The organism is Aquirufa sp. Wall-65K1 (assembly GCF_054558475.1).
Genome location: NZ_JBPXKD010000001.1, coordinates 632603 through 659401 on the forward strand (window position 1 = coordinate 632603; position 26799 = coordinate 659401).

At 39.9% G+C, this 26799-nt stretch carries 21 protein-coding genes; 11 read left to right on the forward strand and 10 right to left on the reverse strand.

Features of this window, described 5'->3' with window-relative positions; translation table 11 throughout:
* Position 1: 1 nt before the first annotated feature.
* Complete coding sequence (locus tag ACST15_RS02895) at positions 2 to 3862, reverse strand: pyruvate carboxylase (protein ID WP_459453141.1); 3861 nt, start codon at positions 3860 to 3862, stop codon at positions 2 to 4.
* A 213-nt stretch (positions 3863 to 4075) separates the two neighbouring features.
* On the opposite strand from ACST15_RS02895, the gene pdxA reads away from it, so the two are divergent.
* The 6 genes from pdxA (at position 4076) to ACST15_RS02925 (ending at position 12303) form a co-directional block, all read left to right on the forward strand.
* Entirely contained in the window at positions 4076 to 5083 is a 1008-nt protein-coding gene (gene pdxA / locus ACST15_RS02900) for a 4-hydroxythreonine-4-phosphate dehydrogenase PdxA (RefSeq protein WP_459453142.1), read from the forward strand.
* A 1-nt stretch (position 5084) separates the two neighbouring features.
* Positions 5085 to 6011 carry an NAD(P)-dependent oxidoreductase gene (locus ACST15_RS02905; protein WP_459453143.1) on the forward strand — a complete coding sequence of 309 codons (927 nt, stop codon included), beginning with the start codon at positions 5085 to 5087 and terminating at the stop codon, positions 6009 to 6011.
* Positions 6008 to 8449, forward strand: a complete 2442-nt coding sequence (locus ACST15_RS02910; protein ID WP_459453144.1) for an endonuclease MutS2 — start codon at positions 6008 to 6010, stop codon at positions 8447 to 8449. The genes ACST15_RS02905 and ACST15_RS02910 overlap by 4 nt, the downstream gene beginning before the upstream one ends.
* A gap of 85 nt (positions 8450 to 8534) precedes the next feature.
* Entirely contained in the window at positions 8535 to 8963 is a 429-nt protein-coding gene (locus tag ACST15_RS02915; RefSeq protein WP_459453145.1) for an FKBP-type peptidyl-prolyl cis-trans isomerase, read from the forward strand.
* A 9-nt stretch (positions 8964 to 8972) separates the two neighbouring features.
* Positions 8973 to 11408 (forward strand): hypothetical protein, encoded by a 2436-nt coding sequence (locus ACST15_RS02920; protein ID WP_459453146.1) that lies wholly within the window; start codon positions 8973 to 8975, stop codon positions 11406 to 11408.
* A 4-nt stretch (positions 11409 to 11412) separates the two neighbouring features.
* The gene (locus tag ACST15_RS02925; RefSeq protein WP_459453147.1) at positions 11413 to 12303 is read left to right on the forward strand and encodes a YicC/YloC family endoribonuclease; all 891 of its coding nucleotides are present in this window, start codon (positions 11413 to 11415) and stop codon (positions 12301 to 12303) included.
* A gap of 152 nt (positions 12304 to 12455) precedes the next feature.
* On the opposite strand, the gene ACST15_RS02930 is transcribed toward ACST15_RS02925, so the two are convergent.
* The 7 genes from ACST15_RS02930 to ACST15_RS02960 form a co-directional block, all read right to left on the reverse strand.
* Positions 12456 to 12851 (reverse strand): DUF6941 family protein, encoded by a 396-nt coding sequence (locus ACST15_RS02930; RefSeq protein WP_459453148.1) that lies wholly within the window; start codon positions 12849 to 12851, stop codon positions 12456 to 12458.
* Between the two features lie 10 nt (positions 12852 to 12861).
* Positions 12862 to 13728 (reverse strand): EamA/RhaT family transporter, encoded by an 867-nt coding sequence (locus ACST15_RS02935; RefSeq protein ID WP_459453149.1) that lies wholly within the window; start codon positions 13726 to 13728, stop codon positions 12862 to 12864.
* 4 nt (positions 13729 to 13732) lie between these two features.
* On the reverse strand, positions 13733 to 14743 hold the full coding sequence (gene hemH, locus ACST15_RS02940; RefSeq protein ID WP_459453150.1) for a ferrochelatase: 1011 nt from the start codon (positions 14741 to 14743) through the stop codon (positions 13733 to 13735).
* Between the two features lie 36 nt (positions 14744 to 14779).
* Positions 14780 to 15934, reverse strand: coding sequence for a DUF4249 domain-containing protein (locus ACST15_RS02945; RefSeq protein ID WP_459453151.1), 1155 nt, complete (start codon positions 15932 to 15934; stop codon positions 14780 to 14782).
* 2 nt (positions 15935 to 15936) lie between these two features.
* A complete protein-coding gene (locus tag ACST15_RS02950; RefSeq protein WP_459453152.1) occupies positions 15937 to 18252 on the reverse strand; it encodes a TonB-dependent receptor in 2316 nt (771 codons plus the stop codon).
* Between the two features lie 156 nt (positions 18253 to 18408).
* Positions 18409 to 19497 carry a complex I subunit 1/NuoH family protein gene (locus tag ACST15_RS02955; RefSeq protein WP_459453153.1) on the reverse strand — a complete coding sequence of 363 codons (1089 nt, stop codon included), beginning with the start codon at positions 19495 to 19497 and terminating at the stop codon, positions 18409 to 18411.
* A 3-nt stretch (positions 19498 to 19500) separates the two neighbouring features.
* Positions 19501 to 20664 (reverse strand): trans-sulfuration enzyme family protein, encoded by a 1164-nt coding sequence (locus ACST15_RS02960; RefSeq protein WP_459453154.1) that lies wholly within the window; start codon positions 20662 to 20664, stop codon positions 19501 to 19503.
* Between the two features lie 202 nt (positions 20665 to 20866).
* Between ACST15_RS02960 and ACST15_RS02965 the strand changes: the two genes are divergently transcribed.
* The 5 genes from ACST15_RS02965 (at position 20867) to ACST15_RS02985 (ending at position 25092) form a co-directional block, all read left to right on the forward strand.
* Entirely contained in the window at positions 20867 to 22228 is a 1362-nt protein-coding gene (locus tag ACST15_RS02965) for a 3-keto-disaccharide hydrolase (protein ID WP_459453155.1), read from the forward strand.
* A gap of 29 nt (positions 22229 to 22257) precedes the next feature.
* The gene (locus ACST15_RS02970; protein WP_459453156.1) at positions 22258 to 23592 is read left to right on the forward strand and encodes a Gfo/Idh/MocA family protein; all 1335 of its coding nucleotides are present in this window, start codon (positions 22258 to 22260) and stop codon (positions 23590 to 23592) included.
* A 139-nt stretch (positions 23593 to 23731) separates the two neighbouring features.
* Positions 23732 to 24505: a PASTA domain-containing protein gene (locus tag ACST15_RS02975; protein ID WP_161566831.1), complete on the forward strand. Its 774-nt coding sequence runs from the start codon at positions 23732 to 23734 to the stop codon at positions 24503 to 24505.
* A 4-nt stretch (positions 24506 to 24509) separates the two neighbouring features.
* Positions 24510 to 24809, forward strand: a complete 300-nt coding sequence (locus ACST15_RS02980) for a rhodanese-like domain-containing protein (RefSeq protein WP_459453157.1) — start codon at positions 24510 to 24512, stop codon at positions 24807 to 24809.
* A gap of 1 nt (position 24810) precedes the next feature.
* Positions 24811 to 25092, forward strand: a complete 282-nt coding sequence (locus ACST15_RS02985; protein ID WP_459453158.1) for a rhodanese-like domain-containing protein — start codon at positions 24811 to 24813, stop codon at positions 25090 to 25092.
* Between the two features lie 134 nt (positions 25093 to 25226).
* Here ACST15_RS02985 and miaA read toward each other — a convergent pair whose 3' ends face one another.
* Both miaA and ACST15_RS02995 read right to left on the reverse strand, forming a co-directional pair.
* Complete coding sequence (gene miaA / locus ACST15_RS02990) at positions 25227 to 26138, reverse strand: tRNA (adenosine(37)-N6)-dimethylallyltransferase MiaA (RefSeq protein ID WP_459453159.1); 912 nt, start codon at positions 26136 to 26138, stop codon at positions 25227 to 25229.
* Positions 26135 to 26794 carry a hypothetical protein gene (locus ACST15_RS02995; protein ID WP_459453160.1) on the reverse strand — a complete coding sequence of 220 codons (660 nt, stop codon included), beginning with the start codon at positions 26792 to 26794 and terminating at the stop codon, positions 26135 to 26137. The genes miaA and ACST15_RS02995 overlap by 4 nt, the downstream gene beginning before the upstream one ends.
* Between the last annotated feature and the right edge of the window lie 5 nt (positions 26795 to 26799).

Sequence of the window (26799 nt, forward strand, 5' to 3'; positions counted from 1 at the left end):
CTTATTTCTTTAAATAATCTCCTGATACAATTTGTGTGTCTGCTTGCGTTGGTCTGTTGTATAAATAAGCATAACTTTCTACCACCTGACCATTCAACTTCACTGGAACTTTGGTTCTAACAAACAAACTTTTATCTGGTTTATCAGCATCAAACTCCTCATATTCATCTAGCACGCCCAACAATTTAATCGTATTTGACAATAAATACAATTCACCTACTACCTGATCTTTCGAATCTTCCGAGGCAATTATACCCGGATATTCTGCTACTTGGTACATACGTCCTTGGTAGGTCGCCATACCCACATAATCCGAATTTCGAGCTAATAAACGGTGTAAGTCGTTACCGCAATCACGACGAAGCGTACCATAAACAAATAAATACTCTTCTACATTAGGTTCTGGTAATTTAGCCTCCTCTAAGGTTAATACTAAATCATCTTGTTCTACCACCGTTCCTTCATGCAAAACAACATTTCCGATGATACCTTCAAATGGAGCAGAAACTATGGATTCCATTTTCATGGCTTCAATCACATACAAAGGAGCATTTTTCTTAACTTCCTCACCCGGTTTCACCAAAATACGACTCAGGCGACCTTGTAATGGAGCACCAATATCTCCTTTTTGAGAAGCCTTCACATGTTGTGGACGCTCAACTTTGATATTTTTATCTAAGACTTTAATCCTACGTGCTTGACCATTCAATTCAAAGGTAACATTACGTAAACCTGATTCATCAGGCTCCGACATGTGTAGGAACTTCACAATGATGGTTTTACCAGGCTCAATGGTAATCATGATTTCTTCATCTTGCTTTAAGCCATAGAAGAAGGCTGGAGTAGGCATAGCCGTTAAGTCCCCATATATTTGATGATTTTTGTAGTAATCCTCGTATACTTTTGGATACATTTTGTACGACAAATAATCATAGAATCCTCCTTCATTTTCAGGGAATTTGGCTTGGAAGGCAGCAAAATCTTTATCGAAATCGATTGGCGCTAAGTGGTCGTTTGGTCTTCCATCCATGGGCACCTCTCCTTTCAAGATAATTTCTTGCAATTGCTTAGGGAATCCTTGATATGGCTGACCTAAGCCTCCTTTGAAGAAATCTTTTACAGATTCTGGGAAAGATAATGTCGCTCCCTTAGCATAAACATCTTCTGCTGTTAAGGAATTAGCCGTCATGAAAATAGCCATATCCCCAACTACTTTAGATGAGGGTGTTACTTTGACGATATCACCAAACAACTTATTTGCTTCTGAATAATTGTCTTTTAATAACTCAAACTTATCACCTACGCCCAGGGCTACAGCTTGTCCACGAAGGTTGGTGTATTGTCCACCCGGAATTTCATTGTCATATACCTCAGCAGTACCTGCTTTTAGTTCCGATTCAAATGGCGTATACCAAGTTCTTACCGCTTCCCAATAATTGGAATATTGGTTCATTTCCTCCAAATCTAAGGTATCCTGGTTCGCTTGACCTTGCATCATAGCTACCAAGGAATTTAAATTAGGCTGAGAGGTTAATCCTGACATAGCAGCTAAAGCACCATCCACCACATCAACACCCGCTTCAATGGCCTTTAAATAAGTAGCGGATTGAATGGAAGCCGTATCATGTGTATGCAAATGGATAGGAATATCCACTGCTTTTTTCAATTCTTTCACTAAAAGCTCAGCTTGGAAAGGTCTCAATAAGCCAGCCATATCTTTGATAGCTAACATATGGGCTCCTTCATCTTCCAGTTGACGCGCCAAATCTAAATAATACTGTAGGTTATATTTTTCATTGGTAAATACATCCCCTGTATAACAAATAGCCGCTTCCGCAATTCCCGGAGTTCTTTCTCTCACCGCTCGGATAGACACTTTCATCGCCTCTACCCAGTTTAGTGAGTCAAAAATACGGAAGACATCGATACCCGCCTCAGAGGATTTCTCTACAAATTTCTCAATCAAATTATCTGGATAAGCCGAATATCCCACGGCATTAGAACCACGGAAAAGCATTTGAAGCAACATATTGGGCATGGCAAGACGGAACTCTTGCAAACGCTTCCATGGTGATTCTTGTAAAAACCGCATAGCCACGTCGAAAGTTGCCCCTCCCCAAACTTCCATGGAAAATAATTGAGGAAAGGATTTAGCAAAGCCAGAAGCCACGGCCAGCATATCTTGTGTTCTCACCCGAGTAGCCAACAGAGACTGATGGCCATCGCGGAAAGTAGTATCGGTAAACAACACTTGTTTAGTTTCCCGTATGTGTTTGGCAAATTTCTCTGGTCCCAATTCCATCAATAATTGCTTATTTCCCTTTGGAAAATCAGACAAAGGATCTGAATAAGGAATAATGGGTGGTCTGAAACTATTGGTGGGCTTAACCTTAACATCTGGATTACCATTGACAATCACTTCACCTAAATAACGTAAGGCTTTAGTGGAACGGTCTCTGGTTGGAATAAATTTAAATAATTCAGGATGGGTATCGATGAATTGAACGGTACACTGTCCATTCTGAAAAATGGGATGTGAAATAACATTTCTCAAGAATGGAATATTGGTTTTCACCCCACGAATACGGAATTCTGTCAAAGCACGATTTAAACGCTCGGCTGCACCTAATAAAGTTCTACCTTTAGCAGATACCTTGACCAACATGGAATCAAAATAGGGTGAAATTTTTACTCCAGGATAAGAAGATCCTTCATCCAAACGAATACCAAAGCCAGCTGCATTGCGGTAGGCAATGATCGTTCCAAAATCGGGTTTGAAACCATTGGTAGGATCCTCGGTAGTAATTCGACATTGAATGGCGAATCCTCGCAAAGGAATATCTTCTTGTGATAGAATATAAATACCTGGATCAGATAGTTTATAATTTTGGGCAATTAATATTTGTGTACGAACGATATCAATTCCTGTTACCTCTTCCGTAATGGTATGCTCAACCTGTACACGAGGGTTAACTTCAATGAAATAGATATTTTCATCGCGGTCTACTAAAAACTCAACCGTACCTGCATTGTAGTAGTTTACCGCTTTACCAATCGCCAAGGCATATTGGTATAATTTCTTTTTAGTTTCATCTTTTAGACCAAAAGAGGGAGCTATCTCCACTACTTTTTGGAAACGTCGCTGAACGGAACAATCACGCTCATATAAATGCACTAAATTTCCATGCTGATCCCCCAATAATTGAACTTCGATGTGCTTCGGCTGATCAATGAATTTTTCAATGAAAATTGTTTCATCTCCAAAAGCATTCTTAGCTTCATTCCGCGCCTCATTATAAGCCTTTTCTAAATCCTCTTCTAAACGAACCACCCGCATACCACGTCCTCCCCCACCAGCTGCAGCCTTCACCATGACAGGAAAACCGATACGTTTTGCTTCTGACAAAGCCAAAGAATAAACAGACAAATCACCTTTGGAATCCTGAATCATGGGAACATTGGCCTTCATGGCCGCCACTTTTGCTGCTACTTTATCTCCAAGTGCGTCCATCGCTTCTGGAGAAGGTCCAACAAAAACGATTCCTTCTTCTCTACACCTACGCGCTAAATTGACGTTTTCAGATAAAAACCCATATCCTGGGTGAATAGCATCAATGTTTTTGCTTTTACACAAAGCAATCAAGCCCTCGTAATCCAAATATGGTTTTAATGGTTCATCGTCTTTACCAATTTGATAGGCCTCATCCGCCTTGTAGCGGTGCAAGGAATACCTATCTTCAAAGGTATAAACAGCGACGGTCCGAATCCCCAACTCGGAAGCTGCACGCATGATACGAATAGCGATTTCACCACGATTGGCGATAAGGAGACTAGAAATTTTTCTTACGTATGACTTTGGCATTATCTTCAATTATTGCATTCTAACAAAAATGCTAAAATAATTGGCATTTTTGCATTAATTGCCCCATTTTCTTTGCTGAATATTAAAAATTTACAATAATTATAGGGTTCGTTACCAATTTTGCGATAGAATATTTTCTCAAATGTGGCTAATAAAAAAAATCAGGCCCTCTTCCCTCGAAATTTCTTAACTTGCAGGCTGAATTTTTGAAGCATGAACACAAATAAACCATTGATTGGTATTAGCCTAGGTGATTATAATGGCATTGGTCCAGAAATCATTTTAAAAGCATTGGGAAGCCCAAGAATTTTAAAATGGTGTACGCCCGTTATTTATGGTTCCAAAAAGGTCTTAGATTTCTATCGTGAAAAATTAGAACTAAAGGATTGGTCCATCAAGATTGTGGATAACCTAAACCAAGTTAATGAAGGCCAAAGCTATTTGGTCAAGGCATGGGACGACAAAGACACGCTAGTTGAGCCCGGAAAAGTAACAGCAGAAGCTGGAAAAGCTGCTTTTGATTGTTTAGAAATGGCAATTAAAGACTTAGATCGAGGTTTATTAGCTGCATTAGTGACTGCTCCTATCAATAAGCATAACATTCAATCAGCCGATTTCGCCTTTCCAGGTCATACAGAATATTTAACCGAAAGATTTGATGCCAAATCATCATTAATGATGATGGTAAGTGACAATTTGAGAATGGGGGTTGTAACTGGCCACTTGCCTTTACAAGAAGTAAGCAAAGCTTTAAATACTCAAATGCTTAAGGATAAGATTGCTCTGTTTTTAAAAAGTTTGAAAGAAGATTTCTGCATCGATAAACCTAAACTTGCTGTTTTAGGTTTGAATCCACATGCAGGCGAATCGGGATTATTAGGACAAGAAGAATTAGAAATTATTCAGCCGGTTATTGATGACTTTAGAAGCCAAGGAAATCTAGTTTTGGGGCCCTATCCTGCAGATGGATTTTTTGGTAAAGCACAATTCAAAGAGTTTGATGGCGTTTTAGGCATGTATCATGATCAAGGGTTAATCCCATTTAAATACATTGCTTTTGATACTGGAGTGAACTTTACCGCTGGTCTACCCATCATTCGTACTTCTCCTGATCATGGAACTGCCTATGATATCGCTGGAAAAAATGAAGCGGATCCAAGTTCTTTCATGCACGCCATCTTTTTGGCAATGGATTTAGTAAAAAATAGAATGCAGGCATAATATGCGCGCTCAGGTCCTAATCATTGATGAAGTACATGAATCCATGCCCCTAGGTCTAGAGGCTATGGGGTTTCAAGTAGTTAATGGAGTTAGTTGGACCAAAGAGGAGATACTGGCACAGCTAGTAAATATAGAAGGCTTAGTGGTCAGAAGTAAGCTCAAAATAGATGCCCAATTCCTAGAGCAAGCTAGCTCTCTTCGCTTTATCGCTCGTGCTGGGGCTGGTTTGGATTTAATCGATTTGGAGGCGGCTCGTCAAAAAAAGATTGAGGTATTTGCCGCCAATGAAGGAAATAAAGAAGCTGTAGCAGAACATGTGATTGGGCAATTATTAAGCTTGGCACATCATTTGAATAAATCAGACCGTGAAGTTAGGCAAGGAATTTGGGACAGAGAGGGAAATCGAGGTTGGGAAATTTCAGGAAAAACAATCGGAATCATTGGATATGGTCACATGGGACAATCTGTCGCTAGTCGCTTAAGCAGTTTTGGATTAAGGATTTTGGCTTATGATAAATACCAAGCGGTAGATCAATATAGCGCCACAATGGAGAATATTTTTGATCAAGCTGACATTGTTTCTTTACATATTCCATTAACAGATGAAACACGTGGCATGGTCAATGAATCATGGCTTGCTCAGTTTAAAAAGCCCATCGTTTTAATCAATAGTTCACGCGGACCCATCAGTCCATTAGCGGCATTAAAATCAGGATTGGAAAAAGGCCAAATTAGAGGATTAATTCTGGATGTCCTGCCCAATGAAAAATTAGCTACTTGGACGGAGGAAGAAAAATCACTCTTCCAAAAAATCAGTTCATTCCCTGCTACCCACTTCAGCCCTCATGTGGCTGGATGGACCCATGAAAGTTACCGAAAAATCAACGAGGTACTTCTAGCCAAAATTAAAGCCTTTTACACCGCATGAATTACCCAGAAGGATTAGCTGACAAAATTGGCTTTAGCCATGTTCAGGCCGACATCAAAGCGGCATGCCTCAGCCCTATGGGAGTTGAATTTGCCGAAAAAATGCGATTTTCTAACCGATTTCCCTTGGTAAAACAATGGGTCAATCAGGTACATGAAATGAAACAATTGATGGCAGAACGAGGTGGCGAGTGGCCCCAAGTGGATTATTATGATTTACGTCCTTGGTTGGCACCTTTAACTTTAGAAGGAAATTACCTATCGGCAGACCAATGGAGAGATTGGCAAAGAGGATTAGAAGTATTATACCAATGCATTCGATTCTTTCATTTATTGGATTCAGAGGCCTACCCAGAATTACATCAATTAACTAGGCAATTTTCTCAAAAAATAGCTGAAAAATCAGATCAGGATTACATGCAACTATTGCCTGTTCTCCAGGAATTATCCCGTGTATTTGATGCCAATGGGCAAATTAAAGAAAATGCCTCTTCAGAATTAGGCGAGATTAGAAGGAAAAAAAATGCTGAGGAACAAGGATTAAGAAAGAAGTTGGATAGCTTATTGAATCAAGCACAACAACAAGGATGGATTTCCAAAGATTTTTCATTGACCCTTAGAAATGGCCGTATGGTAATTCCTTTAGCCGCTGAGCATAAGCGGAAGATCAAAGGATTTGTACAAGATGAATCAGATACGGGAAAAACAGTATTCTTAGAACCGGCAGATGCACTAACGGCCAACAATGAAATCAAATCCTTAGAGTCTGCTGAAAAAAGAGAAATTATTCAAATACTTTCCCGGTTATCAGACCGCGTGAGACCCTTGGTGCCTATGCTTGGCCAATGGCTTCAGTGGTTAGGATTAATAGATTTTATTCGTGCCAAAGCCATTTGGGCACAAGAGCACCAGGCAATTTTACCGCATTTAGCAGAGAAACCGAGTTTGGATTGGCGGAATGCACGTCATCCTTTATTGGAAAAATCTTTAGAAAAAATTGGCAAGAAAATTAAGCCCTTGTCGATTCTTCTAGATGAGAAAAAGCGTCTAATGGTAGTCTCAGGGCCGAATGCCGGAGGTAAATCAGTTACACTGAGTACGGTAGGACTTCTACAATACTTATATCAATCGGGTTGTTTAGTACCTATCGAAGAAGGATCCAGCATGGGCTTCTTTCAGCAAATCTTCCTGGACATGGGAGATGAGCAAAATATTGAAAATGAATTAAGTACCTACAGTTCTCATTTGAGTAACATGCGTTACTTTCTCCAACATGCTAATGCCAAAACCTTGATATTGGTGGATGAATTTGGAACAGGCACTGAACCATCGCTTGGCGGAGCCATTGCAGAGGCCATATTGGAAAAATTGTCGGACAAAGGTTGCTACGGTGCAATCAATACCCACTTTGGAAATCTAAAAAGTTTAGCTGACCGAAAAGAGGGATTATTCAATGCCGCCATGCGCTATGATACGGCCCATTTGGAACCACTTTTTATCCTAGATATGGGAAAACCAGGTAGTTCATTTGCCTTTGAAATTGCCCAAAAAATTGGTTTACCAACTGGAATCATTGAAAATGCTAGAAAAAAACTAGGTAAAAAACAGGTCGACTTCGACAAATTATTGCTTGAAACGGAAACAGAGAAACAAATTTGGCAAAGTAAAAATCACAGTCTTAGTTTACAAAATGAGCAAGTAGATGCCATCAAGCAACAGTATGAGCAGCTAAAAAGCCATTTACAAGAAGAACAAAAAAACATCATTAACAAGGCGAAGGCAGAGGCAAAACTTTTAGTCAAAGAAGCTAACCAACGTATTGAGCAGACCATTCGAGAAATTAAAGAGAAAGCCGCAGGAAAGGAAGAGACGAAACAATTACGGGAAAAACTGGATGATTTTGCTCAAAAAGCTTTGGTTGAGGCACCTGTGAAACCGAAAGTCAACACCAACCCTGTGCTAAAAGCCATTCATGGTCCTATCACCGTGGGGGATTGGGTCGCAATTCAAGATGGAGGTAGTGAACCTACTATTGGGCAAGTCCTTGAAATCAAAGGAAAAGATGCCTTGTTGGCCTTAGGCTCCATCAGTACAACCATCAAATTGAAACGATTACAAAAAGTTCAAGCGCCTAAATCAGAAAAAACGAAGACATCTCCCTTAAAAGGAATTGATATCAACGACCGTATGGCTCAATTTAGCCTAACGTTAGATTTACGTGGCAAAAGAGGTGAAGAGGTTTGGGTTAGCTTAGATCAATACATCAATGATGTGCTGCTTTTGGGGGCGCCTGAAGTACGAATACTGCATGGAAAAGGAGATGGGATTTTACGGAATTTAGTGAGAGAGCAGTTAAAACGATATGCTCAAATTAAGCAAGTACAAGATGAGCATGCGGACCGAGGAGGTGCTGGTATCAGTGTAGTTACCATGAAATAGCCGAAAAACTTCCAGACTTTCATACCTCGATTAATAAAAAAAATACTGACCTTTGTCTCTGATTTTTTACACTTAACAATACATTATGTCTATTGCAAAAACTGGCGACAACGTTGCCGTTCATTACACAGGGAAACATACTGATGGCAGTATCTTCGATTCATCCGTAGGAAGCAATCCTTTAGAATTTCAATTAGGTTCAGGCATGGTTATCAAAGGCTTTGATGACGGTGTGACAGGAATGAGCATTGGAGAGAAAAAAACCATTACCATCCCTGCAGCAGAAGCTTATGGCGAACATTCTCCAGAAAATACGGTAACTATCGAAAGAAGTCAAATTCCTTCCCATATCCCAGTTGAATTGGGTGTTACTTTAAACATGCACCAAGATGGTGGACATGTCATTGAGGTAACTGTAACAGATTTGACAGATACACATGTGACTTTAGATGCCAATCACCCGATGGCAGGAAAAGATTTAACCTTTGAATTAGAGTTAGTAGCGATTAAATAATTCACACTCATGAAAATTGATTTTCGTTCCTTTTTGCCCCATGGATTAGTAATTCTAGGCTTTATTGTCATTGCTTTTATTTACTGTGGTCCTGTTTTACAGGGAAAAGTATTAATTCAGCACGACATACAGCAAGCGCAAGCTGCGGCAAGGGAAAGTGTTCAATTCAAAAATGAAACGGGTCAAGATGCTTGGTGGACCAACTCCATGTTTAGTGGAATGCCCACCTACCAAATTTCAGGATCTTATCCATACAGTATTTCCAGCTACTTAGGTAGCTGGATTACTAACATACTACCTAACCCTGTCAACCTAATATTTTTACAATTATTAGGTATGTACCTGTTTTTATGGGCTATGGGCATATCGCCCATTTTGGGATTTGCCGGTTCGGTAGCCTATGCTTTTGCTACCTACAACATGGTCATTATTCCTGCTGGACATACTTCCAAAGTGCTTGCTTTAGCCTATGCACCCGTGGTATTGGCAGGATTACGACTTTGCTGGGGTCAACGTAAATGGCTAGGATTAGCCATTTTTACCTTGGGAATAGCCTTAGAACTTTATGCCAACCACATTCAAATAACCTATTATTTATTCTTCATCATTGGAGCAATAAAGCTGTATTTACTAAGTGAAGCCATTAAAACCGGCCAATTTAAACGCTGGCTAATCAATGGATTATGGATGGCCTTGGGACTCGTTTTAGCCCTAGGAACGCACAGCATGCGCTTGTGGAATAATTATGAATATAGCAAGGAAACAACCCGTGGACCTTCAGAATTAAAAGCCAATGCCAGCCGCGGAAACGGATTAGAAAAAGGGTATGCTTTTGACTGGTCTTACGGAATAGCGGAGACAGGCACCTTATTAATCCCTAATTTCATGGGAGGGGCTTCTCAAGGTGACCTTGGAGGAACAAAATCGAACACCTACAAAACCATGACAGATGCGGGGATTCCTGAGGAACAAACCTTAGCTTTCGTGGAAAAAGGATTTACTTATTGGGGAGAACAAAGTTATACGGCTGGGCCAGCTTATGCCGGTGCCCTAGTTATTTTCTTATTTTTATTTGCTGCACTTTATGTCAAAAGCAAAGAAAAATGGTGGATTATCTTCATTACCGTATTATTTACCACCTTTTCCTGGGGTAAGAACTTTGGATTCAACGGTTTTCTTTTCGATCATTTTCCGCTCTTTAATAAATTTAGAGCCATCACCATGGTCTTGTCTTTCGTTCAGTTTGGTTTAGTGGCTTTAGCCATGTTAGGCTTAATTCAATTATCCAAAGAGAAACCAAGCTTTGCTGAAATTAAACAGCCATTATGGATTTCCACGGGATTAACTGCGGGTTTATGTCTTATTTTGGCCCTTTTACCTGATGTATTTCTATCTTTTAAAGGACCACAAGACGGTATCCAATTAATCCAAGACACCAATTTGAATAATGCCATTTGGAATAGCATTCGCCTAGACCGTATTGCCTTATTTACTTCAGATGCTTGGAGAAGCTTCTTCTTTATTTTGTTGGGAGCTGGATTAGTATTTTTAAGCACAATAGAAAAAGTCAAGAAAAGCATTTGGGTTTTTGGTATGGTACTTTTGTTGGTTTTGGACGTTGCACCCGTAGCCAAACGCTATTTTGGCAAAGATTTTTTTGTTTCTAAAAGTACCTTAGAGGAGCAGGTTGAGCCTAGTCCGGCGGACCAACAAATATTCGCTGACAAAAGCCAATTCAGAGTATTGAATTCTACGGTATCCTTTATGAATGATGCCACCACCAGTTATTACCACCATTCCATTGGAGGTTACCATGGTGCAAAACTTCGTCGTTACCAAGAATTGATTGAAAAGTATTTTGCAGGTAATCCTGCTCAAATGACGGTATTGAACATGTTGAATACCAAATATGTGATTGGTATGGATTCTACCAATCGACCGATTGCTCAAACCAATCCAAGTGCCCTTGGTAATGCATGGGTGGTTTCCCAAATCAAATGGACGAATAATGCCGATGAGGCTTTGAATGCCGTTGAAAAAATCAATCCCGCGCAAGAAGCTATTTTAGAAAACCAAGATAAAAAATGGCTAGGCAATTTCCAGCCTGTCCCGAGCAGTGGAACAGTAGTTTTAACTAACTATGCCCCCAATAAATTAAGCTATCAAAGTCAATTAAGCGCTCCTGCCTTGGTGGTTTTCTCTGAAATTTATTACCGAGGAAATCAAGATTGGAAAGCCTTTATAGATGGCAAAGAAAGCCCACATGTAAGAGCTAATTATATCTTACGTGCCATGGTTGTTCCTGCAGGAAAGCATCAAATAGAGTTTAAATTTGCTCCTAAATCAGTAGAGACTGGAGCTAATATAGATGTATTAGCCTCTATCGGTTTGATTATATTCCTTGGATTGTCCTTGGGATTAGAGTATAGAAAAAAGAAAGTATAAGTATATGATTTATTCCATGACCGGCTTTGGTAAGGCCCAAAAAGAAATACAAGATCTTCAAATCAAAGTAGAGGTCAAAAGTTTGAATTCCAAGTTCACCGATTTATTTTGTCGATTACCTAAATCCTTATCTGCTAGAGAAATTGAAGTAAGGAATTACCTAACTCAACAATTAGAAAGGGGTAAAATTGAGTTATCGCTGACCATGCAAAAGGCCAACGAAACTACTTCCACTAGTTTACTGCCTGAAAAGCAAATAGAAGATCTTTTTAGCGAATTAAAGCGTGTGGCAAAGCAAATAGGCGTGGAGCCTATCAACGAAACTGCCTTGTATTTGCATGCGCTTTCTATGCCTAATACCATTCAGCCAGAACAAACTCAAGAAACGGAAGAAGAAATAGAGGCCTTATGGCAATCCATTTTTGAAATCATTCAAGAGGCCACACAAGAATGTAAAGCCTTTCGATTGAGAGAAGGCAATGTGGTGGAAGAGAAATTCAAAGAATACATAGCCTCGATTAAATCGGGACTAGATGCTGTCAAGGAGCAAGATTTAATCCGCATGCCTAATATTCGGGAGCGTATGAAAAAATCATTGCTTGATTTAGGTTTAAATGAAGATTTCGACCAAAATCGTTTTGAGCAAGAAGTAGTTTACTACATTGAAAAATTTGACATTTCGGAAGAAAAAGTACGCCTTGCGACTCACTTGGAATATTTCTTAGAAGTATTGAAAGAAGGAAATGGTAAAAAATTAAACTTTATGGCGCAGGAAATCGGCCGTGAAATCAATACCATTGGTTCTAAAGCGAATGATTCTCAAATCCAGCGATTGGTTGTGAACATGAAAGATGAATTGGAGAAAATCAAGGAGCAAACAGCGAATGTGCTGTAATTATGAATGTAGAATGAAGAATGTAGAATGTAGAATGTAGAATGAAGAATGTAGAATGTAGAATGAAGAATTATTTGTTATTAGGATTGTTCTTTTCAATTTCTGGTAGCAAAAAAATCTTAATTCTTAATTCTACATTCTACATTCTTCCCCTAGCCCTGCTTCCCAACTGTAAGCCCTAATCCTGTTCTGAATTCGCCATCATAGTAAAATTCAAAGGCATATTTACCTGGTACATCAAATTTGGAATGTACTAAATTCCAAATAATATTTAAGGTAGTATGTTCAGCATTCGGATTCTTGACTGTAGTAAACTCCCCTTTAAAGGGTTCATGAAAATTATCACCTTGGGGGTTAAGCGCATCAATTTGAAAATAATGCAATCCTGCTTCTGAATTGGCAATACGAATTCGAGCAACTACCGCACAAGAGGGATGAATAGCGGGAAAGTCCTTGGCAGAGATATTATCAAATGTGCCATTTATCACTAATTTCCCTTGACCGTAATCAGCAGCATAATCCGCCAACGTAAATATTTCTACTTCCATAGTTGTTTCATTAAAGCAATAATAACACAATGGCAATACATCCTAAGCTTATGCCTATGCTCTGGCGGCCACTAATTTTCTCCTTAAAAAATAAATAAGCTACTGCCGTAGAACCTACAATGACACCTATGTTAAAGATAGGTAAAACTATGGCTCCATTATTTCCAAAATAGTCTAAAGTCTTCAATAAAAAATAAAAGGAGAAAAAATTAGGCAAACCCAAGGGGATAGTGGCTAATATGGAGGATTTGTTCCAAGTAAACTTTCCAAGGATTGTTCCGCGAATCAATTCTAAGATGGAGGCACCAATGGCTCCAGCAACAATCATCAGCATAAAGGGAATGGTTCCTCTAGCTTCATTAGCCACTTCGGCATTTAAAAAATTGAAGGCGGTATTGGTAATACCATATCCAACAAAAACTAACAATAATGCTGTCAATGATTTATTCTGCTCTTTTCCATCCATTGGCGGACTACAGAAATAAATAGCTCCAAAAGCCAAAATCAAACCCACTATAATTTGCCATGTCCAGCTTGCCCCTCCCCGATTCCAAATCAACAAATTAAACAGCACAGGAATCACCAATGATATATTATTGGCCAAAGAGGTGGTCGCCATACCATTTTTCTGAGTCGAAAAACCCGTCAGCAAAAAAGTAGCCACAAAACCCAAGCCTAGTGCCAACATACCCATGGAATAAGGCATAGCTGGCCAATGAAATGGTAGGGCATTGGGTTGAACTGCCCAACCTGTCAAAAAACAAATGGGATAATTTAATAAAATGGTCAAGCTGGTGTCAACCTTGAATTTGGCATGCATCCGAAAATTAACCAGGAGCAATACCGAAAAGAAAACACTTAAGATAAAGTATAGCATATACTTAGTATTGATGCACCAAATCTTTCAAGAACGTAACCCATTCTGGTGAATTATTCAAACTTTCCACCAATTGCCAATGCTCTCCGCCTGCTTCTTCAAACAATTCCTTGTATTCCTCTCCTACCTCGATGGTAGTTTCCAAGCAATCTGACACAAAAGCCGGAGAAAATGCCAAGATATTTTTCTTGCCTTCTTTCACCAATTTTTTGATCGTCTCATCGGTATAGGGTTGAAGCCACGGATCTCTTCCCAACCTACTTTGAAAGGCTGTTCCATAAGTTCCTTCCTTCAGACCCATTTCCTTGGCTATAAGACGTGTAGTTTCAAAGCATTGTGCCCGATAACATCCATGATTTTTCTCGGTGATTTGCTCACAACATGTCCCAAAAACACAGGTATTTTTCGTGATATCTCCATTTCTGATATGTCGCTCTGGAACACCATGATAGGAGAATAAATAATAATCAAACTGATGTTCCGCTTGGTACTTCTTTGCTTTATCCGCAAAATATGCCGCAAATCCAGGTCGATCATAGAAATAACTAACCAAGGAAACATCGGGCATAATTTGCCAAGAACTCATTAGTTCCATTACGCGTTCATATACAGAGCCTGTTGTAGCAGATGCATATTGTGGAAAGAAAGGAATGATGATCATTTTTTTCAATTGCATCTTTTCCATTTCCTTCAAAACAGACGGCAAATCGGGATTTTGGTAGCGCATGGCTAATTTTACCACATACTCATCGCCCAAACTTTTTTGAAGCTCATCACGTACATCCTCTCCGTAAAATTTCAAAGGAGAACCACGCTCTTCCCAAAGTTGTTGATAAATTTTGGCCGATTTAGGCGCTCTAAAGGGAGCAATGATGCCATTGACCAATAAGAATCTAAAAGGATAGGGGATATCTATGACCCGACCATCCATTAAAAATTCCCTTAAATATCGACGTACTGAAGCAGTATCCGGGGCATCCGGCGTACCTAAATTAACCAATAAAACTCCTACCATTTGTTCCTAATTTGCCGCAAAGATGATGCAAAATTCTTATAAAGTCCACCCTTCTGGTGTAATCTTTGTTCTTGAGGGTCCTTCCACGCAAGGAACTTTGTCTTGGCATCCTGGAGAAACACCTGGACAATAAAACATTTCTCCCGGAACTTGAGGGATATACGCCTTTTCGCCCGGAGGAATTCCTTTGGTGCGATCTATGTAAAAGATTTTCTTACTGATGGAGAAAACGTTGAAAATTCCTAAGATTTTTTCTGTTGGGTTGGTAATCGATTTCATATTGACCGAGAACCTAGTTTCGGCAGGAACATCAAACAAAGACCCGCTAGATTGAACTTGAGCGATTAAACTTTGGTAGAAGGTAAAGGCACTTTTTGAAATACCTCTTTGCTCCAAACGAAAGTAGTAGGGAGTATAATTATCAAATGGCGCACGAGCCACTTGCCTTCCCACAACCCGCTGGCCATTGGTCAATACATCCGAAAACACGTTCAAATCATTATTACTGGTAATATCCCAACATTTTCCGTTACAACCATAATTTAGGATTTGATCTGTAGCCACAGCAGGTGTAATACACATGTTTGTCCTAAAATTCCAAGTTCCACCACCGTCACAAGTAGCACAAATAGATATAGGTTCATAATGTCTCCAATTCCACATGTAATAATCTCCTTCTTTGGGACTATCTTGAAAATCTAAATAAACCGTATATCCTACCCGACGAATATCACCTTTGGAATATTGGTCTAATACCTCAAATTGAGTGACAATATTTTCAATCTCAGGCACGGCATTCATGACCTCTGGATTACTTTGATATTGTCTACCGTCCAAGGTTTTGATGAAAAGCTGGTAGGTTGAGCCTACCTTTCCCGCAAAACCCGTAGGTGGTAGGTAAGTACCCGTGGCTCCTCCAGTAACTTCCTTGAAAGTGGTTCTAAGGCCGTTTTGGTCAACAATGTAAACATCCGCCTTAGTCACCGGCAAAGAAAGCACCGACATGATTTTATTGGCTGAATTGGTGATACGAATCTTACACATGGAAGGATCGTTTACAATGTCAGCTTCAATAGTCAAGTAAGAAGTAGAGTCTATTTGCTTAAAATCCTTGATCGGATTTATACAAGCCCATGTCATAAAAAACAGGGAAAAACTCAAGAAAATATAGCTAATTAACTTATTAGGCATTTCTATAAAAATTTAAAATTATAGGTCAAGGATACAAATGGAGCAGCAAACACGCTTAGCTCATAGGGCTGTAAGGATTGTTTATTCGATTTAAAAAACACCGAATAAGGGTTTTGTCTTCCGTACAAATTATAGACGGTAAAAACCCAACTGCCTTCCCATCTCTTTTTAACCATAGATGGGTTACTGATGGTCCAGGAGAAATCCAAACGGTGGTAATCACGAATACGGTCGTTGTTCCTAGCCGCAAAAACAGGATAACGTTTACCTGCAATTTCATAGCTTCCTGAAGGAGAAGAGAAAGGTCTTCCTGTATTGTAGGCAAAGGTAAAGGAGAAACTATGGTGCGTGGTTGGCTGAATATTTAACATCATGTTAAAGGTGTGAGGCTTATCATAATTGGTGGCAAACCATTCTCCACCATTGATGGCTTGTACCTCTGGGAAATCGCCAATCATTTGATTAAATGCTCGAGCATAAGTATAACTCACCCATCCCGAGACTTCGCCCTTTTTCTTTTGAACCATTAACTCCATTCCATAAGCCTTACTCTTACCCGTAATCAATTGAGTCTCTATGTTCGGGTTCAATTGTAAATTGGCTCCTGAAACAAAATCCAAGGTGTTTCTTACATCACGGTAATAGGCTTCCAGTGAGGCTTCAAATACGTTTTCATTGTAGGTTTTGAAGAAACCTAAAGAATAAAAGTCGGACTGCTGTGGTTTAATGAAAGAGTCTGCCGTTTTCCAACGGGAAGTAGGTAGTGGCGTAGTATTATTGGAAAGCAATTGAAAAAACTGCTGCATGCGATTATACCCAAATTTCATGGTGGTATTTTCTGCCAGAGAGTATTTCATGGTCAAACGAGGTTCTAGACCGCCATAGCTGGCCATCACCTCGCCGTCTCCGTACACCTTTTTGGCAATAATAGTATTGGCTGCTGGCATTCGACTTGGATCATATTGATTAACGACTCCTGCTCCTATTCGCCAATATTGTGCATATCGCAAACCTGCCTGAATGGTAAATTTAGGACTCACAGTCCATTCATCATCCGCATAAATGGCGGCTTCAATGGATTGTTCATCTGGTAATACCACTTTTGCTACCCGAGAAACAACCCCATCATTTAAGGACCCTGGTTTGACATAATAGCGGGTGGCCATAGCCCCAAAATTCATTTTGTGATTTTCTATCGGTTGGTAATCAAAACTCAAGTGCACATTTTTATAATCAATGGAGCTTTGTAAATCTATCGCATTGACCGAATCAGGAGAATACGTTTTTGTTTTGTACAGGGTACTCGTGGCGCTTAACATCATATTCAGCTTATCTGAAAAATAATGATTCCAATGTACAGCCAAATTATTATGTCCATAATCAAAGGATGTCCGCTTAGCCACGACGTTTTCGATACTAAACAGGGAGTCTACTCGGTAGTAGTCCTGACTCAAATAATTGGAAATAGAAATGGTATTCTTATTATTGGGGCGATAAAAAACCTTGGTAGCCACATCCATGAAATTGGCACGAATGTTTTTCAACTCGGTCGGAGCAAACCATTTGAACATAAAATCATTCACGGACAATCGACCCGCCACTAGGATGGATAATTTTTCTTTGATCAAAGGAATCTCTGCCATGACACGGTTGGAAACCAAACCTATCCCTCCTTGCATTTTAAATTTATCGGTATTGGGTTCAATCATTTTGATATCCAAAACTGCGGCCGTTCTACCTCCAAACCGCGAGGGTACTCCACCTTTGTATAATTCCAAATCACGAATAGCGTCTGAAGCAAATACCGAAAACAAACCAAACATGTGTGTTGGATTGAAAATGGGTGTATTGTCAATGAAAATCAAATTCTGATCCACATTAGATCCTCGGATATTTAAACCATTGGCGCCCTCACCTACGGAAGATACTCCGGGAAGCGTTTGTAAACTTCGGATAACATCAACCTCCCCCATCATGGTAGGTAGTTTTTTGATACCCTTTAAACTTAGAACGGTCACTCCCAAGGAAGGTGTTTGAATGTCTCGCTTGGTAGCAGCACTAGAAACAATAACCTCTTCCAATTGCTTGGTCACGTCATTCAATTGAGCATTCAGGGTCGTATTCGATTTGATGTATACTTTAGTCCGATAGGGGTTATATCCTACATGACTAATTTTAACCACAAATTCACCATAGGGCAAATAAATACGGTACTGACCTAAAGAGTCTGTGGAAGTTCCTGATTTCTTGAAATCAACTGATATATCCGCACCACGGAGGGGTTCTCCTGTTTGTGAATCAACTACTTTCCCTTCCAAATAGGGTAAGGTAGTTGTGGGGGACTGGGAATAGCTTTTGTGAAAGATGAAAAGACAACATAAAACGCAAAAGACTCTGGTAAAGAGTTTTATCATACTTTGGTTTGAGGTAATAAAATCAATGTTACGTATAATCCTTGAGATGGGAAAATAGAATTACATGAACATCGACCAAATGGAGGATATTGCGACGAAAACCAAAGCGGCTGGAGTTAATACTTTCCAACACAAATACATCAATTGATCCACACGTAAACGTGGCAAGGTCCAACGAACCCACATTTGTAAAGCAATCAACAAGTAAGTTTTTAGCATAAGCCAAACAAAACCGATGAGAGTGGCACTTAAAGTCCCAGGGGTTCCATTGGTCCAATCAGCTAATCGCAGACTTCCTACATTAGGAAAAGGGGAATACCAGGCACCCCAAAAAAGGATTACACCCAGGACACTAACCAGCAGCATCATTCCGTATTCTGACAAAAACAACAATGCCCAACGCATACCAGCGTATTCTGTATGAAAGCCGCCTACCAGCTCAGATTCTGCCTCAGGAATATCAAAAGGAGCCCGATTAGCCTCGGCTAAACTAGCAATAAAAAACAAAATGAATAGGAAAAAAAAGAAAGGTACACGAACCACATTCCAGGTTAATATCCCGCCTACCTGGGTAACATCCCAGTTTAAGAAAGATAATCCAAAAAGGTAATTGGTCTTAGGACTAAAAACCCCTTGTTGCATGGCAATATCTTGCAAATTCAGACTAGAGGATATTAATACCACACAAAGAATACTTAATCCCATGGGGATCTCATAAGAGATTAATTGAGCGGCTGAACGAATTGCTCCAAGTAAAGAATATTTGTTATTGGATGTCCAGCCCGCCAATAAAATCCCCAAGGAATCTAAAGAAACAATGCCCATGAGCAACATGATGCCCATTTCGGTTTGACTTCCTTGCAAAAAACTACCGGAACTGAGGGGAATCACTGAAAATGAACCAAATACCGCTAGAAATATAATCCAGGGGGCAAATAAGAACAATTGCTTTTGGGCGGACGCGGGAACAATATCCTCCTTTTGAAATAACTTCAATAAATCAGCAAAAACTTGCAATAAGCCCCACTTCCCAACTTCCATTGGGCCCAAACGGTCCTGCATAAACGCAGAGAGTTTACGTTCTACGTAAACACCTACGACCACATTGATAGTCAGTAATACCAAACATACCACTAGGGCTATCCACATGGATTAAAGCTGATTTAACGCGTTTAAAAAATCTTCTTTTAAATCTTCAATCGCCTCCAAACCTACCGCCACTCGTACTAATCCATCGGTGATGCCTACAGCAGCCCGATCTTCTGCAGTTAGCTTGGAGTGAGTTGTTGAAGCAGGATGAGTTAATATAGTACGCGTATCTCCCAAATTGGGTGAAATAGACACCACTTGAAGCAATTGACTTAATTTTTGTACTTTCTCAAAACCTCCTTTGATATCCAAAGTAAGAATACCTCCCCCATATTTCATTTGCTTTTTAGCCAATTCATATTGTGGATGGCTTTTCAAGAAAGGATATTTTATCGCATGGACGGCAGGATGGCCATCTAAGGCTTCTGCCAAGGCTAAGGCATTTTCAGCGTGTTTTTGCATGCGTAGATCCAATAATTCCAAACTCTTGGACAATATCCAAGCGTTAAATGGAGATAGTGATGGCCCTGTATGGCGAGCAAAGAAACGAATCTCAGCAATGTATTCAGCTTTTCCGCAAATGACTCCCCCCAAAACACGACCTTGACCATCGATGTATTTAGTGGCTGAATGTATGACTAAATCAGCACCTAAATCCAAAGGAGTTTGTAAAATTGGGGTAGCGAAACAGTTGTCTACGGCAAGAATAATATCCTTTCCTTGCTTTAACGCAGCTAATTCCGCAATATCGATTAAATCCAAACCGGGATTGGAAGGGCTTTCACAGAAAAAGAATTTGGTATTATCCTTGATAGCAGCTTCCCATGCTTTGATATCATGACCATCTACAAATGTGCATTCTATGCCCCATTTGGCAGTAATTTTTGTTAAGATTTGAATCGCCGAACCAAAAAGCGCATTGGATGCAATCACATGATCTCCTTGCTTCAACAAACCCGCCATGGATGAAAAAATAGCCGCCATTCCGGTAGAAAAAGCCAATCCAGCTTCGGCATTTTCCAACATACACATCTTCTCTACAAACTCATCCACGTTGGGATTTTGGTAACGAGAATAAATATTCCCTGGAATCTCCTCCGCAAAAATAGCCCTACCTTGCTCTGAATCCTCAAAGGTAAAACTAGAGGTCAGGTACAATGGCACTGAGTGCTCACGGTTATGTGAACGCTTAGCTTGAATACGGATGGCTTGAGTTTGTTTCTTCATATAGGCAAAATTTAATCTACAAATTTAATGGAATAGACCGAATATCAAATTTAATATTTCTGAAGCGGGCTGGTATAAAAAGAAGCTCAAAATGGAATAAGGTCAAGACCCTACAGAAAATTAAGAGGATTAATTCCCGGAATTTGAGTAAATCAATTCTTTTTTGGACTTTTACGGGTAATTAATACATTTAATGGAAACTATGAAGAAATTATTTACACTACTCCTTGCTTTAGGGGTAATGATGCCAGTTTTGGCTCAAAATGAACAATGGACCAATCTTTTTGATGGTAAAACGTTCAAAGGATTCAAACAATTAAACGGTCAAGCCAAATACGAAGTCAAAAATGGCGTCATGGTGGGCACAACCGTAGCTAATACCCCTAATTCTTTCATGGCCACAGAAAAAGAATATGGTGACTTTATTTTAGAAGTAGACCTAAAGGTTGACAACTCCATGAATTCAGGTATTCAAATACGTAGCCTTTCCTCTCCAGATGTAATGAATGGCCGCGTACATGGTTACCAAGTGGAAATAGATCCTTCAGATCGTGCTTGGTCAGGTGGATTGTATGATGAAGCCCGTAGAGGTTGGTTATACCCAGTTGAGAAAAATGTAGAGGCTAAAAAAGCCTTCAAAAAAGGAGAATGGAATCACTATCGTATAGAGGCTATCGGAAATACTATTCGTACTTGGGTAAATAATATCCCAGTTACCTACTTAGTAGATGATATGACTGCCAAAGGATTTATTGCTTTCCAAGTACATGCCATAGGTAAAGATCAAAAAGAAGGAACGCAAGTGATGTGGAAAAACATCAAGATTCAAACTGGAAGTCAGATGCGTCCTCGTCCATTGGATAAGACTACTCCTGTTGAAAATTATACCCTAAACACGCTTTCTCCACAAGAAGAGGCTCAAGGTTATAAATTATTGTTCAACGGTAAAGATTTGAGCGGCTGGCGTTCAGCTTTTAAAACAACAGCACCTCCATCGGTTTGGACTGTTGAATCTGATGGTACTTTGCACGTGAATAGTAAAGGTGGAAAAGAATCAGGAAATGGTGGTGATATCTTAACCAATGAACAATTCGGAGCTTTTGAATTGGTTTTTGATTTCAAATTAACCGAAGGGGCCAATTCTGGGGTGAAGTATTTCGTAGATGAATCGTATAACTCAGGTATGTCAGCCATCGGTTTAGAATATCAAGTATTGGATGATGAAAAGCATCCAGATGCTAAATTAGGTACCGAAGGAAACAGAACTTTATCTAGTTTATACGACTTGATTCCTTCAGACAAAGACAAACGGTCTATCAAAAAGATTGGTGATTGGAACCGTGGACGAGTAGTAGTTTATCCGAATAACGTAGTACAGCATTGGTTAAACGGATATAAAGTGCTTGAATATGTTCGCGGTAGTAATATTTATAAAGTATTAGTGGCACATAGTAAATACAACAAATGGCCAGGTTTTGGTATGAAGGCAAAAGGTCCTATCTTGTTGCAAGAGCATGGTGATTCGGTATTTTACAAGAACATCAAAATCAGAGAAATTAAATAACAAACGATACCTCAAAAATAATTTTTAACATGAAAAGAAGAGATTTCATCCAAAAGAGCGCTGTTGCCTCCCTTGGAACATTTGCCTTCAGTCCAAAATCTTACAGCAAGATTCTGGGAGCAAATGACCGTGTTCGTGTAGCCTGTGTAGGTTTTTCTGACCGTCACCGTTCTTCCCACGTTCCTCCATTCAAAATTTTACAAAAAGAAATGAATTTTGAAATGGTAGCAGTATCTGACCTTTGGAACCGCAGACGTGAAGAAGGTAAGGCTTATTTGGAATCCCAATTAGGAAGCAAAATCACTACTTACCGAAATAACGACGAGTTATATGCGGCTAAAGGAGTAGATGCCGTATTTATCTCCACTGCCGATTTCCAACATGCATTACACACCATCGAAGCCGTAAAAGCAGGTTGTGATGTGTATGCAGAGAAGCCTTTGGCAGAAACTATGGAAGATGCTCGTGCGGTATTAAAAGCTGTAAAAGAATCGGGTAAAATTGTACAGATTGGTTCTCAACGCCGTAGTGGTGCCAACTACTGGGCTGCGGATGAATTCATCAAGTCAGGCAAATTTGGCGATATCAAAATGGTGGAATTGATGTGGAACGTGAATCAGCCAGGTCGTTGGAGAAGAGTGAACCTTTGCAAAGACTTAAAAGAATCCGATATCGATTGGAACCGTTTCTTGATGAACCGTCCTAAAGACTCATTCGATCCGCGTAAATACTTAGAGTACCGTTTATTCTGGCCATATTCCTCAGGAATTCCAGGTCAGTGGATGTCTCACCAAATTGATACCGTACACTGGTTCTCTGGCTTAGCTCATCCACGTTCGGCGGTTTCTAATGGAGGTATTTACCAATGGAACGACGGACGTAAGAATGCAGATACGATGACTACTGTATTTGATTACGGCCCAGCAGATCAACCAAACAAAGGCTTCCAAGTAAGCTTTACGTCTCGTTTCTCCAATTCAGCAGGTGGAACGAAAGAAATTTACTACTCAAATGGTGGTGAATTAAACTTAGATACCAACATGATTTCTCCTAATGGAGGATTGACAGAAGGTGAAGCTAGAGGTATGGGTATGCAAGCGAATTTGTTACCAACCTTAAAAATTGAAGGACCTAAAGTAGAAACAGGTTCAAACACGGGTGGTGATAGCTTGACTTTTGAGCACATCAAAAACTGGATGCAATGCGTACGTTCACGTAAAACGCCAAATGCTCCTATCGAAGCAGGTTACCAGCACTCAATTGCTACGATCATGGCCAATGCGGCTTACCGTACAGGAGAGCGTGTTACTTTCAACGAGAAGACACAAGAAGTAATGGCAGGTTCAAAAGTATTCAAATACTAAGAATAGCTAATTTTAATGAACCGGGTGGTGAAACACTACCCGGTTTTTTTATGTCAAATTCGTAGATTGGCCTAACAAAATGGGTTTTTGTTTTCCCGACAATTCCCTAACTTGCATGCATTATTTGAACGCATCCCTCATGATGAAAATCCCTACCCAAACCAAAAAAGATCTGTACACGCACATCGCGATTCTGATCTCCTTATTTCTGGTTTTATTTTTCGGGTTCTTTTTTGTGTATTTACCTTGGAGCACCCACCATGGGGAAACCATCAAAGTGCCAAATTTGAAGGGAATGACCATGGAAAAAATGGAAGAATTGGTGGATGCTAATGATTTAACCTACGAAATTTCCGACTGTACTTTTACGGCAGATAAACCTCCCTTGACGATTTTATCCCAATATCCTTTGCCTAATGCCTTGGTGAAATCGGGTCGAAAAATTTACATTACCATCAATTCAGAGACCCCTCCTACCATCAAAATGCCAGGCTTAATTGGACTATCAGTAAGAAGTGCGGAGCAGCAGCTGTTAATTTCTGGTCTGAGAAAAGGCATAGTGCATGAAATCAATGACCCACGAGTGAAGGAAGTGATTGAAATGCAGGTGAATGGACGTAAGATTGAAGCTGGAGCTACCATTCCAAAGGGTACTATGGTTGATTTGTTTATCGGAAACGGAACGGCCAATGTAGAAATGGAATTACCCGATTTAGTGGGTAAACCTTTGGATGAAGTCAATATTATTTTGGCAGGTATGAACCTGACCGTCGGTAAAATTTATTACGAGGCCAACGAAGAATTTCAACCGGGTGTTGTATTTAAACAGGTATGTGCTACCTGCACCGGAACAAGTATTCACCCGGGAGATACCATCGACCTTTGGGTAGTTGGCGGAGGAGAAAACCAATAATCACATGGATATTACAATAGAAGAATTAAAGGAAAGAATGGATAAAAATGAGTCTTTGTACATCATTGACGTCCGTGAAGAACATGAATTTGATGAGTTCAATATTGGGGCTCAATTGATTCCTTTGGGAGAATTACCGGAGCGTTTGGATGAGATTGAAGCTGATAAAGATGCGGAAATCATTGTGCATTGTCGCTCAGGAGCACGTTCTGGTCGTGCCAAAGAATATTTAAGCAGTGAAGGGTACAGCAACGTCCGTAATTTAATTGGCGGCATGCTCGCTTGGCAGGCAGCTGGATATTAAGATGCAATCCATTTCGGCGGTTCAATTCAAAGAACAATTCAGCCATTTACACCTCCTAGATATTCGTACGCCCCGCGAGTGGGATGAATTTAATCTGGGAGGTGTTCATATTCCATTAGATCATTTATTGGAGCGCATTGAAGAGCTCCGACTGATTCCTCAACCCATCACCATTCTTTGCTATAACGGCACCCAGAGCAGCATCGCTTGTCGACTTCTTTCAGCGAAAGGTATTACATGCCAGAATCTGGAGGGTGGATTAGAGGCGTATTTAGGGATATAAGGTAATGTGAACTTGAGATTTGTCAAATTTTGAAAATTTGACAAATCTGCACCGCCTCCATTCTTCATTCTTCATTCTTCATTCTTCATTCTTCATTCTTCATTCTTCATTCTTCATTCTTCATTCTTCATTCTTCATTCTTCATTCTTCATCCTCCTCAAAACCTCCCCCTTCACATCATCCGGATGTAAAAATTGAAACTCTCCTTGGTGTCTGAACCAAGTCAACTGTTTTTTGGCATAATGACGGCTATTTCGCTTCAGTAAGCGAATCATTTCTTTTTCATCGTATTCGCCTCTCAAATGCGCATAAACTTCCTTATAGCCCAAGGTTTTGAGCGCATACAAATGCTGGTAATCCTGATAGTGCTTGGCTTCTTCCACCAAACCTTGAGCCAACATCATATCCATTCGTTGATCGATACGGGCATACAATTCTTCTCTTGGCCTATCCAAACAAATTTTTATGGCGTGGAAAGGGCGTTCTACGGATTGTTTTTTACGAAAATCAGAATATGGTTTTCCTGTCGAGAGGCATACTTCCAAAGCCCGAACAATACGTTGAGGATTTTGGGCATCTACTTGAGCAGCGTATTCTGGGTCTAAATCCTGTAACTGTTTCCTCAAAGGCGCTATTCCCTCGGTCAATAATTGTTGATTCAATTGTTCTCTCAGGGCTAAGTCCACCTCGGGCATTTCATCCAAACCCTCCAATAAGGCTTTGATGTACAAACCTGAACCACCCGTTAAAATCACGACCTCATGCTGTTGGAATAATTCCTCCAACAGAATTAAAGCCTCTCGTTCAAAATCTCCGGGTGAGAAATATTCTTGTATCGAATGAGAATCGATGAAATGATGTTTGATTCCACCTTGTTCCTCTAGACTGGGTTTAGCAGTACCGATGGACAATTCCCGATAAAACTGGCGGGAATCCGCGGAGATGATCTCTGTTTTTAACTGTTTGGCTAACTCCACACAAAGAGCCGTTTTACCCACCGCCGTAGGGCCTGCAATCACCAATAAAATGGGTTGTTTTACCTTCATTGAATCTTCACTTTTTGGGTATATTTCCTGACAAAGCGTCCAATCAATGGACCCACGATGATGCCAGGTAATAACCAAAAAACAAAGGAAGGAATAAATTGAGGGAAAATGGAACTATTCACCACTAAAAATGCAGTCAATGAGGCAATGTACGTCCCCATCATCCGCTGAATGTGGTTGGAAAGCCATGCTAGCTTGATGCTATAAGCTGATTGTTTAAATCGGTAATCTTGATACACAAAACGCAAGCCAATAAAACCGAATGTAAGAAAAACCAAACCGAAAATTTGGGATTTAAAAAGTAAATAAGCTCCAAATCCGATGAAAATCAGTCCAAAAATGAGCATAAATACGCTTATCACATAATCAAAAAACTGAGCCTGTTGCTCTTTCTTTTTAAACCGAAGGTAGCGTTTGGCACTCAAATTCATGTATAAGGTAAAAATCCCGACTATGAATAAAAAGTAATTGGGATGGATGATGGCCATAAGCAAAGATGTAGCACCAGCAAGGCACATACCACCATAAAAAAGAAGGCCCAGCTTCCGATGGTTCCGATCCCCTTTTCTTAGAAAAAGAATCAAAGTTCCCACCAACAAGCCTAGGCCTCCTCCTGCAATATGTAAACATAAAAGAATTTGAAATACTTCTTTCATGTTTT

Coding starts and splice junctions, on each gene's coding strand:
- ACST15_RS02895 (WP_459453141.1), bottom strand. CDS start 3,862: ATGCCAAAGTCATACGTAAGAAAAATTTCTAGTCTCCTTATCGCCAAT.
- pdxA (WP_459453142.1), top strand. CDS start 4,076: ATGAACACAAATAAACCATTGATTGGTATTAGCCTAGGTGATTATAAT.
- ACST15_RS02905 (WP_459453143.1), top strand. CDS start 5,085: ATGCGCGCTCAGGTCCTAATCATTGATGAAGTACATGAATCCATGCCC.
- ACST15_RS02910 (WP_459453144.1), top strand. CDS start 6,008: ATGAATTACCCAGAAGGATTAGCTGACAAAATTGGCTTTAGCCATGTT.
- ACST15_RS02915 (WP_459453145.1), top strand. CDS start 8,535: ATGTCTATTGCAAAAACTGGCGACAACGTTGCCGTTCATTACACAGGG.
- ACST15_RS02920 (WP_459453146.1), top strand. CDS start 8,973: ATGAAAATTGATTTTCGTTCCTTTTTGCCCCATGGATTAGTAATTCTA.
- ACST15_RS02925 (WP_459453147.1), top strand. CDS start 11,413: ATGATTTATTCCATGACCGGCTTTGGTAAGGCCCAAAAAGAAATACAA.
- ACST15_RS02930 (WP_459453148.1), bottom strand. CDS start 12,851: ATGGAAGTAGAAATATTTACGTTGGCGGATTATGCTGCTGATTACGGT.
- ACST15_RS02935 (WP_459453149.1), bottom strand. CDS start 13,728: ATGCTATACTTTATCTTAAGTGTTTTCTTTTCGGTATTGCTCCTGGTT.
- hemH (WP_459453150.1), bottom strand. CDS start 14,743: ATGGTAGGAGTTTTATTGGTTAATTTAGGTACGCCGGATGCCCCGGAT.
- ACST15_RS02945 (WP_459453151.1), bottom strand. CDS start 15,934: ATGCCTAATAAGTTAATTAGCTATATTTTCTTGAGTTTTTCCCTGTTT.
- ACST15_RS02955 (WP_459453153.1), bottom strand. CDS start 19,497: ATGTGGATAGCCCTAGTGGTATGTTTGGTATTACTGACTATCAATGTG.
- ACST15_RS02960 (WP_459453154.1), bottom strand. CDS start 20,664: ATGAAGAAACAAACTCAAGCCATCCGTATTCAAGCTAAGCGTTCACAT.
- ACST15_RS02965 (WP_459453155.1), top strand. CDS start 20,867: ATGAAGAAATTATTTACACTACTCCTTGCTTTAGGGGTAATGATGCCA.
- ACST15_RS02970 (WP_459453156.1), top strand. CDS start 22,258: ATGAAAAGAAGAGATTTCATCCAAAAGAGCGCTGTTGCCTCCCTTGGA.
- ACST15_RS02975 (WP_161566831.1), top strand. CDS start 23,732: ATGATGAAAATCCCTACCCAAACCAAAAAAGATCTGTACACGCACATC.
- ACST15_RS02980 (WP_459453157.1), top strand. CDS start 24,510: ATGGATATTACAATAGAAGAATTAAAGGAAAGAATGGATAAAAATGAG.
- ACST15_RS02985 (WP_459453158.1), top strand. CDS start 24,811: ATGCAATCCATTTCGGCGGTTCAATTCAAAGAACAATTCAGCCATTTA.
- miaA (WP_459453159.1), bottom strand. CDS start 26,138: ATGAAGGTAAAACAACCCATTTTATTGGTGATTGCAGGCCCTACGGCG.
- ACST15_RS02995 (WP_459453160.1), bottom strand. CDS start 26,794: ATGAAAGAAGTATTTCAAATTCTTTTATGTTTACATATTGCAGGAGGA.